This window comes from Thioalkalivibrio sp. ALMg3 (assembly GCF_000381225.1).
GTDB lineage: Bacteria > Pseudomonadota > Gammaproteobacteria > Ectothiorhodospirales > Ectothiorhodospiraceae > Thioalkalivibrio > Thioalkalivibrio versutus.
This window is the reverse complement of the sequence record NZ_KB906222.1, coordinates 1-15,000: the sequence shown is the minus strand read 5'-3', so window position 1 is coordinate 15,000 and position 15,000 is coordinate 1. Positions and strand designations below refer to the sequence as shown.

The following is a 15,000-nucleotide window of genomic DNA, read 5'->3' as shown; positions in this document are numbered from 1 at the left end:
ATCGAAGCCCCGGTAAACGGCGGCCGTAACTATAACGGTCCTAAGGTAGCGAAATTCCTTGTCGGGTAAGTTCCGACCTGCACGAATGGCGTAACGATGGCGGCGCTGTCTCCACCCGAGACTCAGTGAAATTGAAATCGCAGTGAAGATGCTGTGTACCCGCGGCTAGACGGAAAGACCCCGTGAACCTTTACTACAGCTTCACACTGAACTTTGAACTTGTTTGTGTAGGATAGGTGGGAGGCTTTGAAACCGGGACGCCAGTCTCGGCGGAGCCATCCTTGAAATACCACCCTGGCAATTTTGGAGTTCTAACCCAGGCCTGTTATCCAGGTCGGGGACCGTGTGTGGTGGGTAGTTTGACTGGGGCGGTCTCCTCCCAAAGAGTAACGGAGGAGTGCGAAGGTACCCTCAGCGCGGTCGGAAATCGCGCGACGAGTGCAAAGGCATAAGGGTGCTTAACTGCGAGACAGACACGTCGAGCAGGTGCGAAAGCAGGTCTTAGTGATCCGGTGGTTCTGTATGGAAGGGCCATCGCTCAACGGATAAAAGGTACTCCGGGGATAACAGGCTGATACTGCCCAAGAGTCCATATCGACGGCAGTGTTTGGCACCTCGATGTCGGCTCATCACATCCTGGGGCTGAAGCAGGTCCCAAGGGTATGGCTGTTCGCCATTTAAAGTGGTACGCGAGCTGGGTTTAGAACGTCGTGAGACAGTTCGGTCCCTATCTGCCGTGGGCGTCGGAGATTTGACAGGATCTGTCCTTAGTACGAGAGGACCGGGATGGACGCACCTCTGGTGTTCCGGTTGTCACGCCAGTGGCATTGCCGGGTAGCTAAGTGCGGAAGGGATAACCGCTGAAAGCATCTAAGCGGGAAACCCACCTGAAGATGATATCTCCCTGGACCCTCGAGGTCCCTGTAGGGCCGTTGAAGACTACAACGTTGATAGGCTGGGTGTTGAAGCGCGGTAACGCGTGTAGCTAACCAGTACTAATTGCCCGTGAGGCTTGACCATATAACACCCAAAGTGTTGGTGGTCTCGTTTGACACATCGCTACGTACACAAGTCTAGAATGCATTCCGAATTTAGATGACGTGGAACAGTCCGCGTGGTCTAGCCAGTTTGTCTGGCGGCAATAGCGAGTAGGAACCACCCGATCCCATCCCGAACTCGGAAGTGAAACTGCTCTGCGCCGATGGTAGTGTGGGGTCTCCCCATGTGAGAGTAGGTCACCGCCAGGCATTAATCCGAAGCCCGGTCCCCTTTTTGGGGGCCGGGCTTTTTTTATGCGTGTTAGTCAGGCACCGTGTGCGGACGGTGAAGTCTGCTGCTGCGGCCCTTGGCCGGTTTGAAAGGGACGCAGGTGCCGAGACGGAGGCTGGGATGAGACAGAAGCGGACGGACGGAGGGTTGGTCCTGGTAGGGCTGGTCCTGCTCGGAATTGGACTCTATGCGATTTTCGGCGGACAGTTGGCTTTCACGCCCATTGCGCCGCGGGAGGGTTCCGGGTTTGGCGGGCCGGTGGCAACAGTCATTGGCGTGGCCTTCGTGATCGGGGGCCTGTATTTCCTTCGGGAGTCGCGCCGCTGATCACACTGGGCTTGGGACCACGTTGGAGAGCCGGCCTTGGTTTCCGACCGCAGCGTCAGGTGGCCGGAGGGGGCTGCGCCATGTGGGGTGATTGGCGCAGCCCTTCGACATGCGGCCGCGGCCGGGCTGACGTGACCGGGGGCACGGCGTTGGACCGGTAGTTGGAGTCAGGCTTGAGCCGTGGTTCGCCACGTGAAGCCGTAGTCCTGGGTTGCGATCTCGGGATCGGATGGTGAGGAGCCAAGGCCCTCGGCGAGCGCCTGGCGTGCAAGCGTCTCGTGGTTGTTGTCACTCGACAAGTGCATACCGATCACATGGCGTAGCCTGGATCGATCGATGCGATGGAGAAGGTCGGTGGCCGCGTGATTCGGTAGGTGGCCGTACCCGCCCGCAATACGTCGCTTGAGCGACGCCGGGTACCGCCCGGCGGCGAGCATGGCAGGGTCGTGGTTGCACTCCAGTAGGAGGGCTTCGGCTGCATTGGCCACGTCGACCATGTGCGGGGAGATGTGGCCGGCATCCGTCATCAGGACCAGCCGGTGATCGCCGTCGGAAAACGCGAATTGGATGGGTTCGCGGGAGTCGTGCGGCACCGTGTACGGTTGCACCCAGGCGTCGTCGATCTCCAGCGGTGCATCCGCCTGGATCTCCTGGATGTGAGCAAAACCGGTGTCGCGGGCGGCCAATCGGGTGCCGGGGCTGGTAAATACGGTGAGGCCGTAACGCCGGGATAGCGGCGCGGTGGCGCCGATGTGGTCGGCGTGCTCATGGGTCACCAGGACGGCCGTCAGGTCCTGTGGGGTCAGGTCGACCCGGGACAGGCGGCGTTCCAGCTCCTGCATCGAGAATCCGCAATCCACCAGCAGGCGGGTGGCACCGATCTCGACCACCAGGGCGTTGCCGGAACTCCCGCTGCCCAGGGAGCAGAAGCGGATCATGGTGGCTGGGCTCGCCGCGTTCTAGCGAAGGATCTGCTGCTCGATCTGCTCCAGTACGAACTCGGCGTCACGGCGGCCAAGGGGCTCGCCATCGATGTCGCGCGCCTCGATTCGCAGATCGCCGTCGCCGATGTCGGTCAGGCGAATCTGATAACGCTCGTTCTCGCGACGATCACCGCCGCGCCCGAAGATCCGACTGAAGAAGCCGCCGCGTTCGCTCTCGCCGACCATGTCGGGGCGATAGGTCACCTCGAAGGTCCCCGTATTGCGGTCTTGCTCGTCCACCAGGAGGCCGGCGCGGTCCAGGTAGGTGCCCATCTGCGACCACATGCGGTTGAAGTCGCTGCCCGTCACCAGTACCGGGTGGCCTTCGTGTTCCGCCTGGTGCAGCTCGGTCGGACGGTCGCCAATGGTCTCGGCTACCCGGGTGCCGCCCTCGGGGGTCTCGCCCGTGGCGAGGTAGACACGCAGGCGATTAAGCATTTCGGCCTCGAGTTCGGGATCGGACGGGCGCATTGCCCAGCGCCAGGTCTCGCCCTCGGGTTCTTCGGTGGCCCTTCGGTGCGAGATGTAGATGGCTGAGCGGCCATTGTCGCGTTCGACGCGCAGGCGGTATTGGTCGCGCGTGTTGGCGTCGTACACGTTACCCAGCGCACGGGCGAAGATGTTCTGTGTGCCCCGCAGCGGAATCCCGGCGCGGTCTTCGGCCCATTCGGTCTCCATGACGCCGACCTGGGGTTCGTTGCGCTCCAGGCGCAGGTTCTGACTGTCCCAGAATGCGGTCAGGCGATCCCAGAGATCCTCCGGGGCCACCTCGACACTCAGCCAGCGGACGCTGCCTTCGCGCATCAGCTGGATCTCGGTCGATTCCGGAAGGACCCGGGCATCGCTGCGGACCGGCGCGGTTGCCCCGGTGGGCTGGCGCTGCTGCTGGCGGGCCGCGGAGTCTTGCTGCATCTCGCGGGCGCTGATCCGTTCGCCCGGGGCGTCCGGAATACGGTAGGCGCGTTCGCTGTCGGGCGCGATCAGGTCCGGTGGGACCTCGAGGTTGTCCATCTGCCGACTCATTTCGTACTCGGGGCCGGACTGGCGGTCGCCGGAGGTCGAGCACCCGGCGATGGCCAGGCCCGTAGCCAGGGCCAGGGCGGTGCGGGTCGCGTGACGGTGGAGCTTGGCAGACTGTTTCATGTCGGGGATCAGACCTCTATGCCGGCCTGGCGCATCGCGTCCAGGACCGGCGCATGGAAGGGTTCGGACAACGGAGTCAGAGGCAGGCGGATGCCTTCCTCCATGAGGCCCATGCGTTGCAGCGCCCATTTGACCGGAATCGGGTTGGCTTCGAGGAACAGGGCTGAATGCAGCCCGTCCAACTGGCGATTGATCTCGCGCGCCTCGTCGGGGCGGCCTTCGCGCACGGCGCGGCACATGGCGGCCATCAGTTGCGGTGCGACGTTGGCGGTGACAGAGATAACCCCGTGGCCGCCCGCGAGCAGAAAGGCCAGCCCGTTGCCGTCATCCCCACTGTAGAGGTCCAAGCGGTTGCCGACACGGGCGACCAGCTCGGCGGTGCGTTCGTTACTGGCCGAGGCTTCCTTGATCCCGATGATGTTCGGGATGTCGGCCAGACGCTCCACCGTCTCCGGCAACAGATCCACTGCGGTGCGGCCAGGCACGTTGTACAGGATCTGCGGGATGTCCACCGCTTCCGCAATGGCCTTGTGGTGCAGGTAAAGGCCTTCCTGGGTCGGCTTGTTGTAGTAGGGGGAGACCAGCAGGCAGGCATCCGCGCCGCCTTCCTTGGCGCAGCGGGTCAGGGCGATGGCCTCGCGCGTGGAGTTCGCCCCGGTACCCGCGATCACCGGCAGGCGCCCCGCGACGGTCTTCACCGTGTGGGCGATGGCCTCGCAGTGCTCGTCGAAATCGAGGGTCGCGGATTCGCCGGTGGTGCCGACGGCAACAATGGCATCGGTGCCGGCCTCGATGTGGAATTCCAGGAGCCGATCCTGGGCCGGCCAGTCCAGGCTGCCGTCCGCGTGCATCGGGGTCGCCAGTGCGACCATGCTGCCTTGAAACATCGACTCCTCCAACAACGGTAATGGTGCAGTCTAACGGGCGGGTGACAGGGCATTCAAGATTCCTTCGGCCGGGTGTTCGCCGCACCTCGTCTTTCGTGCACCCGGTCGCCTCCCCTGGCGGGGAGACACGCGGATCAAGTCGCCCGGCTGCGTTGGCGCCGCCGGGGCAAGGTGGTATGTTGCGAGCCATCATGCCTGTCGCCGCTTTCACGCAGAGAACCCCCGGGTGCTTGCCCGCCCCTTGCCTCGCGCGCAGCCGGCGGGTGTCGCATGGCTGAGGTGGTTGGCGCGGGCACCCACACCCACCTGATCCTCAACCTGATCGGGCCCGATCAGCCCGGTCTGGTGTCCAGCGTGACCCGCGTGATCGCTGATACCGGCTGCAATCTCGAATCCAGTCGCATCACGGTCGTGGGTGGCTACTGCTGCATGGCGCTTAGCGCCAGTGGCAACTGGAAGACCCTGGGTACCCTGGAGTCCCGTCTGCAGCGCCTGGAGGCGGAGATGGGGCTGGTCGTGGTGGCCCGTCGCGGCCCGCTGGAGGAGCGCCCCGAGGCGGCGATGCCCTATGCCGTGGACGCGGTAGCCCTGGACACCCCGGGCCTGCTGAATGCCCTGGCCGATTTCTTTACCAGCCGTGGGGTAAACCTGCGCGACGTCCAGACCCGGGTATACATCGCCCAGCAGACCGGGGCCCGCATGTTTGCGGCCAACATGGTCGTGGATATCCCCGCAGGGCAGCACCTGGCCAGCCTGCGCGGCGAGTTCATGGATTTCTGTGACGAACTGAACGTGGACGGCGTGCTGGACCCGATCAAGGCCTGAACCGGCCGGGCTCGCGTGGCGTCCGCGGTGGTCTTACGCTTTGAGACCCTCTACTCAAGGAGCAACGCCTGATGAGCATCGCAATCGACCAGCGGGTACCCGAGGACCTGCGTGTGCCGGCGACCGGCGACCAGACCCTGGGGCCGGCCGACTTCAAGGGCCGCATCGTGGTCCTGTATTTTTACCCCAAGGACAGTACGCCCGGCTGCACCAACGAGAGCCGCGACTTTGCTGCCAACCAGGCCGCCTTTGACGCCGTCGGTGCAGTGATCCTCGGTGTCTCGCGCGACAGCGTGAAGAGCCACGAGAACTTCCGCGCCAAGCAGGAGTTGCCCTTCGATCTGTTGAGCGATGGCGACGAGACCCTGTGCGACGCCTTCGATGTCATCAAGATGAAGAACATGTACGGCAAGCAGGTGCGTGGTATCGAGCGCTCCACGTTCGTGATCGATGCCGATGGCGTGTTGCGCAAGGAGTGGCGCAAGGTGAAGGTGCCGGGCCATGTGGACGAGGTTCTCGCCGCGGTGCGCGAACTCGCAGGGAGCTGAGCCCCTCTTCCCCCACTTCGCCCCGGAGGTGTCATGAACGCGACCGCCCAGGATCCGAAACGCCTGCTCGTCCTGGACACCAATGTCCTGATGCACGACCCCACGGCGCTGTTCCGCTTCAAGGAACACGACATCTTCCTGCCCATGGTCGTGCTCGAGGAGCTCGACCGTGGCAAGAAGGGGGTTTCCGAAGTCGCGCGCAACGTACGCCAGGTCTCGCGCTTCATTGACGAGCTCACCACCGGCGCCCAGCACGAGCAGATCGCCGCCGGGTTGCCGCTGCAGGCGGATTCGCTCAGCGAGTCTACGTTCGCGCCCACCGGGCGCCTGTTCTTTCAGACCCGCAACCTGTCCTCCAGCCTGCCGGCCTCGCTGCCGGGCACCTCGGCCGACAATGACATCCTCGCCACTGCCCAGGCGCTGAAGACCGAGTATCCCGACACCCCGGTGACGCTGGTATCCAAGGACATCAACCTGCGCATCAAGGCCACGGTGATCGGCCTGCACGCGGAGGACTACTACAACGATCAGGTGCTGGACGACGTCAGCCTGCTGTTCTCCGGCATGACCGAACTGCCAGCGGACTTCTGGGAGACCCACGGTGCCAAGATGGACTCCTGGCAGGAGTCCGGCCGCACCTACTATCGCGTGACCGGCCCGCTGGTGGCCGAGTGGCAGCCCAACCAGTTCGTCTACCGCGAGGGCGAGAACCCGCTGTCCGCGATCGTGCTGGAGATCGACCAGCCGAACGAATCCGCGGTAATCGAGCTGGTCGACGACTACATGACCCCGCGCCACAGCGTCTGGGGCATCAACGCCCGCAATCGCGAGCAGAACTACGCCCTGAACCTGCTGATGGACCCGGAGGTGGACTTCGTCTCCCTGCTGGGGGCCGCCGGCACCGGCAAGACCCTGCTGACCCTGGCCGCCGGGCTCGCGCAGACGCTGGAGGACAACACCTACAAGGAGATCATCATGACCCGGGTCACGGTCCCGGTGGGCGAGGATATCGGCTTCCTGCCCGGGACCGAAGAGGAAAAGATGACCCCGTGGATGGGAGCGCTGATGGACAACCTCGAGGTGCTGGCCAAGTCCGAGGGCGCCGGGGACTGGGGGCGCATGGCCACCAACGACGTGCTGACCAGCCGCATCAAGATCCGCTCGCTGAACTTCATGCGCGGGCGTACCTTCCTCAACCGCTACATCATCCTTGACGAGGCGCAGAACCTGACCTCCAAGCAGATGAAGACCCTGATCACTCGTGCCGGACCGGGGACCAAGGTGGTCGCGCTGGGGAATATCGCGCAGATCGACACCCCGTACCTGACCGAGACTTCCAGCGGACTGACCTATGTGGTGGACCGGTTCCGCAACTGGACCCACAGCGGCCACATCACGCTGACACGCGGGGAGCGCTCACGGCTGGCGGACTACGCCTCGAATCACTTGTAGTCGGCGGGTAAGGCACGCGCAGGTCTAATAGCGGAGCGGGCGCCTGGCACCGTCATTGCGAGGTCCCACAGCGGCCGGACTTTGGTTATCGCGCGCAGCGTCATCGCGAGGAGCGAAGCGACGTGGCGACCTCCTGAAGCTGGCAACGAGCCGGGATCTGGTGGTTCCGGATGGAGGTTGCCGCGTCGCCTTCGGCTCCTCGCAATGACGGTGCGTGTGGCGGGGCGCGGGGGTTGCTGGAGCGAGTGGGGCGTCAGCCGTCTTCGCTGTAGCGCACGCAGGCGCGGTCGGTCTCCCACAGGGTCAGCGCGTGCATGCGCAGGCCCGGGCGGTTCAGGCGTCCGGCCATTTCCCGGTAGAACCACTGGGCAATGTTCTCGGCCGTGGGGTTGACCGTGTCGAACGGCGGGACGTCGTTCAGGTAGCGGTGATCCAGCTGCCCCGCGATCTCGCGCGCGGCGGTCTTGACCACCTTGAAGTCCACCGCCATGCCGGAATCGTCCAGGGTCTCGGCCTGGACCTCGGCCTCCACCTTCCAGTTGTGCCCGTGCATGTTCGCGCACTGCCCCGGGTAGTCGCGCAGGGTATGCGCGGAGGCAAAGTCGGTCAGGACGCGAAGGGTGTAACGGGCACTCATGATCGTTTTCCGGGCGAGCGGCCATGGCGGCCGGGTTTTGATTAGCCCGCGAAGCCTATCCGGCTGCCGTCGTCCGCGCAATTCTCCAGCCCGAAGGCGTGGCGAATCGCGGCCAGTACGCCGGCCGTGTCGAGGCCGCAATCGGCGAGGATCTGCTCGCGCGAGCCATGCTCGGTGAAGGCATCCGGGATGCCCAGTACCTGGCAGGGCCGGGTCAGCCCTTCGGCCGAGAGCCACTCCAGTACTGCGCTGCCGGCACCACCGGCGCGCGCATGATCCTCGAGCGTCACGAAGCCCTGGTGGCTGGCGGCCAGTTGCGCCAGCAGATCCGTATCCAGGGGCTTGATGAAGCGCATGTTGACCACGGTGGCATCCAGCGCCTCGCCGGCCGCCAGGGCGGTCTCCAGCAGCGCGCCGAAGCTGAGGATGGCCAGACCCCGGCCCTCGCGCACGACCTCGGCGCGCCCGACCGGCAATGTTTCCAGATCCTCGCTGCCGCCCTCCGGCAGTTCGCCGGGCCCGCTACCGCGCGGATAGCGCACCGCCGCCGGGCCGTCGTGGGCGAAGCCGGTGGACAGCATCTGGCGACACTCGCGCTCGTTGGCGGGTGCCATCAGCAGCAGGTTGGGGACCGTGCGCAGCAGGGCCGTGTCGAAGGTGCCGGCATGGGTCGGGCCATCGGCGCCGACGATTCCGGCACGATCCACGGCGAACAGCACCGGCAGATTCTGGAGTGCGACGTCGTGGATCACCTGATCCATGGCGCGCTGCAGGAAGGTCGAGTAGATCGCAACCACGGGCTTCTGGCCCTCGCAGGCCATGCCCGCGGCCAGGGTGACGGCATGCTGCTCGGCGATCCCGACGTCGAAATAGCGCTGTGGAAATTGTTCGGAGAACGCGACCAGTCCGGAACCCTCGCGCATGGCCGGCGTGATACCCAGCAGGCGATTGTCGGCCGTGGCCTGGTCGCACAGCCACTGGCTGAAGATGTCGGTGTAGGTTGGGGGCTTCGGGGCGGACGGGGCGAGGCCGTTTTCCGGCTCGAACTTGGACACGCCATGGTAGCGGCAGGGGTCTTCCTCCGCCGGTGCATAGCCCTGGCCCTTGCGGGTAACCACGTGCAGCAGCTGCGGCCCGTGGGTGCCGCGCAGGTTCTTCAGGATCGAGACCAGCCCGTTCACGTCGTGGCCGTCCACCGGGCCGAAGTAGCGAAAGCCCAGTTCCTCGAACAGCGTGCCGGGCACGAACATGCCCTTCATGTGTTCCTCGGCGCGCTGGGCGAAGGCCTTCATCGGCGGGACGAACTCCAGCATGCGCTTGGAGCCCTCGCGCATCGAGCTGTATAGCGGGCCGGACAGCAGTCGGGTGAAGTACTGATTGAGTGCGCCGACGTTGGGCGAGATCGACATATCGTTGTCGTTCAGGATCACCAGCAGGTTGCAGTCGAGATCGCCGATGTGGTTCAGCGCCTCGAAGGCCATGCCCGCGGTCATCGCGCCGTCGCCGATTACGGCCACGTGGCGCCGGTCCAGCCCGGCGTGCTTCGCCGCCAGGGCCATGCCGGCGGCAGCGCTGATGGAGGTGCTGGAGTGCCCCGCCCCGAAGGCGTCGTATTCGCTCTCCGCGCGTTTGGGGAAGCCGGCCAGGCCCCCGTACTGGCGCAGATGGGCCATGTCGGCCCGGCGTCCGGTCAGGATCTTGTGGGCGTAGGCCTGATGGCCGACGTCCCAGACGATGCGGTCGTCGGGGGTGTTGAACGCGTAGTGCAGCGCGATCGCGAGTTCCACCGTGCCGAGGTTGGCAGCGAGATGGCCGCCGGTGCGCGAGACGCTCTCGATCAGGAATTGACGCAGTTCGTCGGCCACCCCGGTGAGGTCCGAGGCCGGGCGTTCCCGCAGGTCGGCGGGCCATTCGATTGCATCCAGCAGGGGTGTGGGGGTCATCTAGGCGGGCCGGTTCAATTCATGCGATCGACGATGTACCGCGCCAGGAAGCGAAGCAAGTCCGCCTCCTGACCGAAGGGTTGCAGCTCGGTCAGTGCCTCGTCGACCAGCGCCACCGCCCGCTCGCGCGAGGCCTCCAGGCCCTGCAGCGAGGGGAAGGTGGGCTTGTGCAGGCGGGCATCGGCGCCACAGGCCTTGCCCAGGATCTCGGGGTCGCCTTCCACGTCGAGGACGTCGTCACGGATCTGGAAGGCCAGGCCGATGCATTCGGCGTAGCGTGTCAGGCGTTCCAGGGCGTCGGGGTCGGGCGTGCCGGCCAGCGCCCCCAGCCGCACCGAGGCGCGGATCAGGGCGCCGGTCTTCAGCCGGTGCATGCGCTCCAGCTCCGGCAGGTCGATGGGCTGGCCGCAGGCCCCGAGGTCGATCGCCTGGCCACCGGCCATGCCGTGCAGGCCGGCGGCGCGCGCGAGCTCGCGCACCGCGTTCAGCCCGGTCGGCGCGGGCAATTCCGCGACGCCATCGGTCAGGATGTCGAAGGCCAGGGCCTGCAAGGCATCCCCGGCGAGGATGGCGGTCGCCTCGTCGAAGGCCTTGTGGCAGGTCGGGCGGCCGCGACGCAGGTCGTCATCGTCCATCGCCGGAAGGTCATCGTGGATCAGCGAATAGACGTGGATCATCTCCACCGCTGCGGCCATCGCATCCAGCGCCGGTTCCGGGGCGCCGGTCGTGCGCCCGGCCGCGTAGACCAGGACCGGGCGCAGGCGCTTGCCGCCGGACAGCGTGGCGTAGCGCATCGCCTCGATCAGGCGGGCGTCGGGGGCGCCGCCCGTGCCCAGGTGGCGGTCGAGGACGGCCTCGATGCGATGCTGGTATTCGTTCAGGGCCTGCTCGGGGTCGGTGGCGGTCAATGGCGGCTCGCTAGAACGGGACATCGGGGTCCGTCGTGTCGTGCGGCTCCGGTGTCCGGGGAACATGGGTGCTTGCGTGGTGGTCATTCTGGGCAGTGGTGCTGGAAGGTGCTTCCTGGGCCAGTGCCTCGATCCGGCGCTGGGCATCGTCGAGCGCCAGCTGGCAGCGGTTGACCAGTTCCATGCCACGCTGGAATTCGCCCAGCGACTGCTCCAGGCCGAGCTCGCCGGACTCCATCCGGGCGACCAGGGCCTCCAGGGCCTCCAGGCTGGCTTCGAATTCCGCCGGGCTGTCGGCGCTGGGCGAGTCGGTCATGATGGATTACCGGGTCGAAAAGGTGAGAAAGTATCCGATCCGCTGCGGCGAGGAAAGGCGTGGCACACGGCAGCCCTTGTTTATGGCGCCACCGCCCCCATAATCCGGGGGGATTCCGGTTGACACTGAACCGGGTGCCGACTAGAGTTTTCGTACGGTTTAGACCGAGTCTAAACGCCCGTCTGCACAGGCATTCCTGTGGTTGTGTAGAACTTATCCAGAGAGAAGGAGAGCACCATGGACCTGAAAGGCAGCAAGACCGAAGAAGCCCTGAAAGAGGCCTTTGCCGGCGAATCGATGGCCAACCGCCGTTACCTGTACTTCGCTTCCAAGGCCGACGTGGAAGGCTACAACGACGTCGCCACCGTGTTCCGTTCCACCGCGGAAGGTGAAACCGGCCACGCCCACGGTCACCTCGAGTACCTCGAGAGCTGCGGCGATCCGGCCACCGGCCTGGAGTTCGGCCCCACCTCCGCCAACCTGAAGACCGCCGTCGCCGGTGAGACCCACGAGTACACCGACATGTACCCGGGCATGGCCAAGACCGCCCGCGACGAAGGCTTCGACGAAGTCGCCGACTGGTTCGAAACCCTCGCCAAGGCGGAGCGTTCCCACGCCAACCGCTTCCAGAAGGCGCTGGACCAGCTGGACGACTGATCGTCTCGCAGTGCTGGAAGTACACGGGGCCGGTCCGCCGGCCCCGTTTTCCGGGAGATACGGAACAGCCTGTGGCGTGGCTGAATGCAGTTCACCTCGCATGCTGTTCCGTGTTTCCCTCGAAGCATCGTACTGATACGGACACCGGAGGGATGCATGTCTGCGCCGACGCACCAACGTGAAGGAAGTCTCGAAGCCCCGACCCGTCATCCGCTGGACTGGAAGAACCCGGAGTTCTACAACGAGGAATCGCTGTTCAGCGAACTGGAACGGGTCTTTGATATCTGTCACGGCTGCCGTCGTTGCGTAAGCCTGTGCAATTCCTTCCCCACCCTGTTCGACCTGGTCGACGAATCCGAGACCCTGGAGGTCGACGGGGTCGACAAGAAGGATTACTGGCAGGTCGTCGATCACTGCTACCTGTGTGATCTGTGCTACCTGACAAAGTGCCCCTATGTGCCGCCGCACGAATGGAATGTGGACTTCCCGCACCTGATGCTTCGGGCCAAGGCCTTCCGTTTCCAGAACGAGGGCGCCAAGACCTCGCACAAGCTGATGTCCAGCACGGACATGGTCGGCAAGCTGGCGGGCATCCCGGTGGTGGCCGGCGCGGTCAATGCCGCGAACAAGAATGGCGCGGTGCGCAAGATGCTGGACAAGACCATGGGCGTGCACCCGGACGCCCCGGTCCCCGAGTACCACTCCAGCAAGGGCCGCTCGCGTGTTGCCAAGACCGCGAAGGGTGTCAGCAACCCCGAGCCGGCCGGTGCCACCCAGGGCAAGGTCGCCCTCTACGCGACCTGCTACGGCAACTACAACGAGCCGCATCTGGTCGAGGACCTGGTCAAGGTCTTCGAGCACAACGGTATCGAGGTTACCCTGGTCGAGAAGGAACAGTGCTGTGGCATGCCCAAGCTGGAGCTGGGCGACCTGAAGTCGGTAGAGGCCTCCAAGGACGCCAACATCCCGGCAATGAAGCGCATGATCGACCAGGGCTATGACATCGTGGCCCCGGTGCCGTCCTGCGTGCTGATGTTCAAGCAGGAACTGCCGCTGATGTTCCCGGACGACGCCGATGTGATCGCGGTACGCGACCGCATCTTCGACCCGTTCGAGTACCTGATGGAGCGGCACAAGGACGGCAAGCTGAATACCGATTTCCCCGAGAAGCTTGGCAAGATCGCCTACCACGCCGCCTGCCACCTGCGGGTGCAGAACATGGGTCTGAAGACCCGTGATCTGCTCAAACTGGTGCCGGAGACCGAGATCGACGTGATCGAGCGCTGCTCCGGACACGACGGCACCTACGGGGTGAAAAGCGAATTCTACGAGACGGCATCCAAGATCTGCCGTCCGGTGGTCAGCCGCGTGCAGAAGGCCGAGTCCGACCACTACTCGAGCGATTGCCCGATGGCCGGCCACATGATCGAGAACGGGCTGCAGGGCAAGGGCGAGGACAAGGCGCCCGAGCATCCGCTAACCCTTCTGCGCCAGGCGTATGGCCTGTAAGGCTGCCGGGCGGCATATCAGGACCAGCAAGGGCGTGAACGAACGCCCGCGAACGGAGAGAGCCCATGGCGAGTGACAGCTACCACGAACCGGTCGAGGAACTGAGCGACGAGTCGCGCGAGATGCATCGCGCGATCGTCTCGTTGATGGAAGAACTCGAGGCGGTGGACTGGTACCAGCAGCGCATCGACGGCTGCAAGGACGAAGAGCTCAAGGCGATCCTTGCGCACAACCGCGACGAGGAGATCGAGCACGCCGCGATGGTGCTGGAATGGATCCGTCGGCATAACCCGGTGTTCGATCACGAACTGAAAGACAACCTCTGGTCCGACAAGGACTACACGAAGACGGGGCATCACGATCACTGAGATGTGCTGATCCTGACGGACCCGTCCGGCGCGAAGGAGGTATCGAGATGAAGATGGAGGCAAGTGTGGACAAGCTGAGTCGTGAAGACCTGTATTCGCTGGAGAAATACCACGAGATGCGGCCCCAGTTCCGCGCCGAGGTGATGCAGCACAAACGCAATCGCGTCGTGCAGGTGGGCCCGGCCGTGAGCCTGCACTTCGAGGATCGCAAGACGATGCAGTACCAGATCCAGGAGATGCTGCGGGTCGAGAAGATCTTCGACGCCGAGGGCATCCAGGAAGAGCTGGATTCCTACAACCCCTTGATCCCGGACGGCTCCAACTGGAAGGCGACCATGATGGTCGAGTATCCGGACGTGGACGAGCGCAAGGTGCAGCTGTCCAAGCTGATCGGGATCGAGCGCAAGACTTATGTGCAGGTCGAAGGGCATGACAAGGTCTACCCGATCGCGAACGAGGACCTCGAGCGCGAGACGGACGACAAGACCTCGTCGGTGCACTTCCTGCGCTTCGAGTTGACACCGGAGATGGTCGCGGCGGCGAAGTCGGGTGCGGCCATTGCCATGGGTGTGGAGCACGAGAACTACAACCACCGGCTGGACGCGGTCGCCGAAGGCACCCGCGAGTCGCTGGCCGCCGATCTCGACGCCATCAACTAACGCCGCGCGCTCCCGCGCATCGCAAAGGCGCCTCCGGGCGCCTTTTTTGTGCCTCCGTGTTGCCGGCGAACAGGCTGACCGTGGCCCGAAATCCGGTGTTTACATGCCTTCGCCCAGCCGCCTGCCCTGTTGTGGCTAGGCCGGGTTCGTCATCTGGTGTTTACGGTGCTTTCGTCTGGCCGCCTGCCACGCGCTCTCTCGCGAGCGCACCGCGAGGTCCTTTCTTGCTTGTCCAAGAAAGGACCCAAAGAAGGACACCCGGATTCCGCCCGGGAACCTTGCTCCAGGGCCCTCGGGCCGGCGGCGCTGAACTCGCTGCGCCTGCGGCTCCGCTCAGACATCCAGCGCCTTCTCCCGGCCCGAGAACCCTTCCGCAAGGGGCTCCGTACGGGAGGCGAAGGTCAAAACCGACCGCATCCCGACGCTTCCGCCTAACCATAGGCATCGCCGCTCGAAAGCCCCCGGCGCCCGCCGCGCGGGCGCGGCACGCAACGGCCAAAGGCCGAGCGTGCCGAAGATGTCCGAAGACCTAGCCATCATCCACTGGCAACAACGTCGGGAAAGCTGTT

16 protein-coding genes and 2 rRNA genes (1 of these 18 only partly in view) are annotated in these 15,000 nt (G+C 64.8%); 10 read left to right on the top strand and 8 right to left on the bottom strand.

Annotated elements, in window-relative coordinates; all coding sequences use genetic code 11:
• The 3 genes from F622_RS0105595 to F622_RS0105585 all read left to right on the top strand — a co-directional run.
• Positions 1 to 1,020 (top strand): 23S ribosomal RNA (locus F622_RS0105595); it begins 1,859 nt to the left of the window's first position.
• Positions 1,021 to 1,131: 111 nt separating this feature from the next.
• A 5S ribosomal RNA gene (rrf, locus tag F622_RS0105590) occupies positions 1,132 to 1,247 on the top strand.
• A gap of 142 nt (positions 1,248 to 1,389) precedes the next feature.
• Positions 1,390 to 1,596 carry a hypothetical protein gene (locus F622_RS0105585; RefSeq protein ID WP_018145297.1) on the top strand — a complete coding sequence of 69 codons (207 nt, stop codon included), beginning with the start codon at positions 1,390 to 1,392 and terminating at the stop codon, positions 1,594 to 1,596.
• Positions 1,597 to 1,763: 167 nt separating this feature from the next.
• Here F622_RS0105585 and F622_RS0105580 read toward each other — a convergent pair whose 3' ends face one another.
• The 3 genes from F622_RS0105580 to dapA are packed head-to-tail and all read right to left on the bottom strand — an operon-like array spanning position 1,764 to position 4,609.
• The gene (locus F622_RS0105580; RefSeq protein ID WP_018937259.1) at positions 1,764 to 2,534 is read right to left on the bottom strand and encodes an MBL fold metallo-hydrolase; all 771 of its coding nucleotides are present in this window, start codon (positions 2,532 to 2,534) and stop codon (positions 1,764 to 1,766) included.
• A 21-nt stretch (positions 2,535 to 2,555) separates the two neighbouring features.
• Complete coding sequence (bamC, locus tag F622_RS0105575) at positions 2,556 to 3,722, bottom strand: outer membrane protein assembly factor BamC (RefSeq protein WP_019571472.1); 1,167 nt, start codon at positions 3,720 to 3,722, stop codon at positions 2,556 to 2,558.
• Between the two features lie 8 nt (positions 3,723 to 3,730).
• Entirely contained in the window at positions 3,731 to 4,609 is an 879-nt protein-coding gene (dapA, locus tag F622_RS0105570) for a 4-hydroxy-tetrahydrodipicolinate synthase (protein WP_019571471.1), read from the bottom strand.
• Positions 4,610 to 4,879: 270 nt separating this feature from the next.
• Between dapA and F622_RS0105565 the strand changes: the two genes are divergently transcribed.
• The 3 genes from F622_RS0105565 to F622_RS0105555 all read left to right on the top strand — a co-directional run bounded on the left by F622_RS0105565 (position 4,880) and on the right by F622_RS0105555 (position 7,434).
• Positions 4,880 to 5,434, top strand: coding sequence for a glycine cleavage system protein R (locus F622_RS0105565; RefSeq protein WP_018937257.1), 555 nt, complete (start codon positions 4,880 to 4,882; stop codon positions 5,432 to 5,434).
• 71 nt (positions 5,435 to 5,505) lie between these two features.
• Entirely contained in the window at positions 5,506 to 5,982 is a 477-nt protein-coding gene (locus F622_RS0105560) for a peroxiredoxin (RefSeq protein WP_019562827.1), read from the top strand.
• 33 nt (positions 5,983 to 6,015) lie between these two features.
• On the top strand, positions 6,016 to 7,434 hold the full coding sequence (locus tag F622_RS0105555) for a PhoH family protein (RefSeq protein ID WP_018937255.1): 1,419 nt from the start codon (positions 6,016 to 6,018) through the stop codon (positions 7,432 to 7,434).
• Positions 7,435 to 7,687: 253 nt separating this feature from the next.
• Here the strand turns inward: F622_RS0105555 and queD are convergent, their stop codons facing one another.
• Genes queD through F622_RS0105535 form a run of 4 tightly spaced genes read right to left on the bottom strand, consistent with a single transcriptional unit; the run spans position 7,688 to position 11,238 of the window.
• Entirely contained in the window at positions 7,688 to 8,071 is a 384-nt protein-coding gene (gene queD, locus F622_RS0105550; RefSeq protein WP_018145304.1) for a 6-carboxytetrahydropterin synthase QueD, read from the bottom strand.
• A gap of 41 nt (positions 8,072 to 8,112) precedes the next feature.
• Positions 8,113 to 10,014: a 1-deoxy-D-xylulose-5-phosphate synthase gene (dxs, locus tag F622_RS0105545; protein ID WP_019562828.1), complete on the bottom strand. Its 1,902-nt coding sequence runs from the start codon at positions 10,012 to 10,014 to the stop codon at positions 8,113 to 8,115.
• 14 nt (positions 10,015 to 10,028) lie between these two features.
• A complete protein-coding gene (ispA, locus tag F622_RS0105540; protein ID WP_019571470.1) occupies positions 10,029 to 10,922 on the bottom strand; it encodes a (2E,6E)-farnesyl diphosphate synthase in 894 nt (297 codons plus the stop codon).
• 10 nt (positions 10,923 to 10,932) lie between these two features.
• The gene (locus F622_RS0105535; protein WP_018145307.1) at positions 10,933 to 11,238 is read right to left on the bottom strand and encodes an exodeoxyribonuclease VII small subunit; all 306 of its coding nucleotides are present in this window, start codon (positions 11,236 to 11,238) and stop codon (positions 10,933 to 10,935) included.
• A gap of 237 nt (positions 11,239 to 11,475) precedes the next feature.
• On the opposite strand from F622_RS0105535, the gene F622_RS0105530 reads away from it, so the two are divergent.
• From F622_RS0105530 to F622_RS0105515, 4 genes are all read left to right on the top strand, one after another.
• On the top strand, positions 11,476 to 11,895 hold the full coding sequence (locus tag F622_RS0105530) for a rubrerythrin family protein (RefSeq protein ID WP_018145308.1): 420 nt from the start codon (positions 11,476 to 11,478) through the stop codon (positions 11,893 to 11,895).
• 156 nt (positions 11,896 to 12,051) lie between these two features.
• On the top strand, positions 12,052 to 13,404 hold the full coding sequence (locus F622_RS0105525) for a heterodisulfide reductase-related iron-sulfur binding cluster (RefSeq protein ID WP_018145309.1): 1,353 nt from the start codon (positions 12,052 to 12,054) through the stop codon (positions 13,402 to 13,404).
• Positions 13,405 to 13,469: 65 nt separating this feature from the next.
• On the top strand, positions 13,470 to 13,772 hold the full coding sequence (locus F622_RS0105520) for an encapsulin-associated ferritin-like protein (RefSeq protein ID WP_017940767.1): 303 nt from the start codon (positions 13,470 to 13,472) through the stop codon (positions 13,770 to 13,772).
• Positions 13,773 to 13,819: 47 nt separating this feature from the next.
• Entirely contained in the window at positions 13,820 to 14,431 is a 612-nt protein-coding gene (locus F622_RS0105515) for a DUF3501 family protein (protein WP_018169074.1), read from the top strand.
• 333 nt (positions 14,432 to 14,764) lie between these two features.
• Here F622_RS0105515 and F622_RS14195 read toward each other — a convergent pair whose 3' ends face one another.
• Positions 14,765 to 14,971, bottom strand: a complete 207-nt coding sequence (locus tag F622_RS14195) for a hypothetical protein (RefSeq protein ID WP_026331537.1) — start codon at positions 14,969 to 14,971, stop codon at positions 14,765 to 14,767.
• Positions 14,972 to 15,000: the final 29 nt, after the last annotated feature.

Bases quoted from the DNA above. Each gene is read 5' to 3' on its own strand.
- F622_RS0105520 (WP_017940767.1), top strand. From the start codon at position 13,470: ATGGCGAGTGACAGCTACCACGAACCGGTCGAGGAACTGAGCGACGAG.
- dxs (WP_019562828.1), bottom strand. From the start codon at position 10,014: ATGACCCCCACACCCCTGCTGGATGCAATCGAATGGCCCGCCGACCTG.
- F622_RS0105525 (WP_018145309.1), top strand. From the start codon at position 12,052: ATGTCTGCGCCGACGCACCAACGTGAAGGAAGTCTCGAAGCCCCGACC.
- F622_RS0105560 (WP_019562827.1), top strand. From the start codon at position 5,506: ATGAGCATCGCAATCGACCAGCGGGTACCCGAGGACCTGCGTGTGCCG.
- F622_RS0105535 (WP_018145307.1), bottom strand. From the start codon at position 11,238: ATGACCGACTCGCCCAGCGCCGACAGCCCGGCGGAATTCGAAGCCAGC.
- dapA (WP_019571471.1), bottom strand. From the start codon at position 4,609: ATGTTTCAAGGCAGCATGGTCGCACTGGCGACCCCGATGCACGCGGAC.
- F622_RS0105580 (WP_018937259.1), bottom strand. From the start codon at position 2,534: ATGATCCGCTTCTGCTCCCTGGGCAGCGGGAGTTCCGGCAACGCCCTG.
- bamC (WP_019571472.1), bottom strand. From the start codon at position 3,722: ATGAAACAGTCTGCCAAGCTCCACCGTCACGCGACCCGCACCGCCCTG.
- F622_RS0105565 (WP_018937257.1), top strand. From the start codon at position 4,880: ATGGCTGAGGTGGTTGGCGCGGGCACCCACACCCACCTGATCCTCAAC.
- F622_RS0105530 (WP_018145308.1), top strand. From the start codon at position 11,476: ATGGACCTGAAAGGCAGCAAGACCGAAGAAGCCCTGAAAGAGGCCTTT.
- F622_RS0105515 (WP_018169074.1), top strand. From the start codon at position 13,820: ATGAAGATGGAGGCAAGTGTGGACAAGCTGAGTCGTGAAGACCTGTAT.
- queD (WP_018145304.1), bottom strand. From the start codon at position 8,071: ATGAGTGCCCGTTACACCCTTCGCGTCCTGACCGACTTTGCCTCCGCG.
- F622_RS14195 (WP_026331537.1), bottom strand. From the start codon at position 14,971: ATGATGGCTAGGTCTTCGGACATCTTCGGCACGCTCGGCCTTTGGCCG.
- F622_RS0105555 (WP_018937255.1), top strand. From the start codon at position 6,016: ATGAACGCGACCGCCCAGGATCCGAAACGCCTGCTCGTCCTGGACACC.
- F622_RS0105585 (WP_018145297.1), top strand. From the start codon at position 1,390: ATGAGACAGAAGCGGACGGACGGAGGGTTGGTCCTGGTAGGGCTGGTC.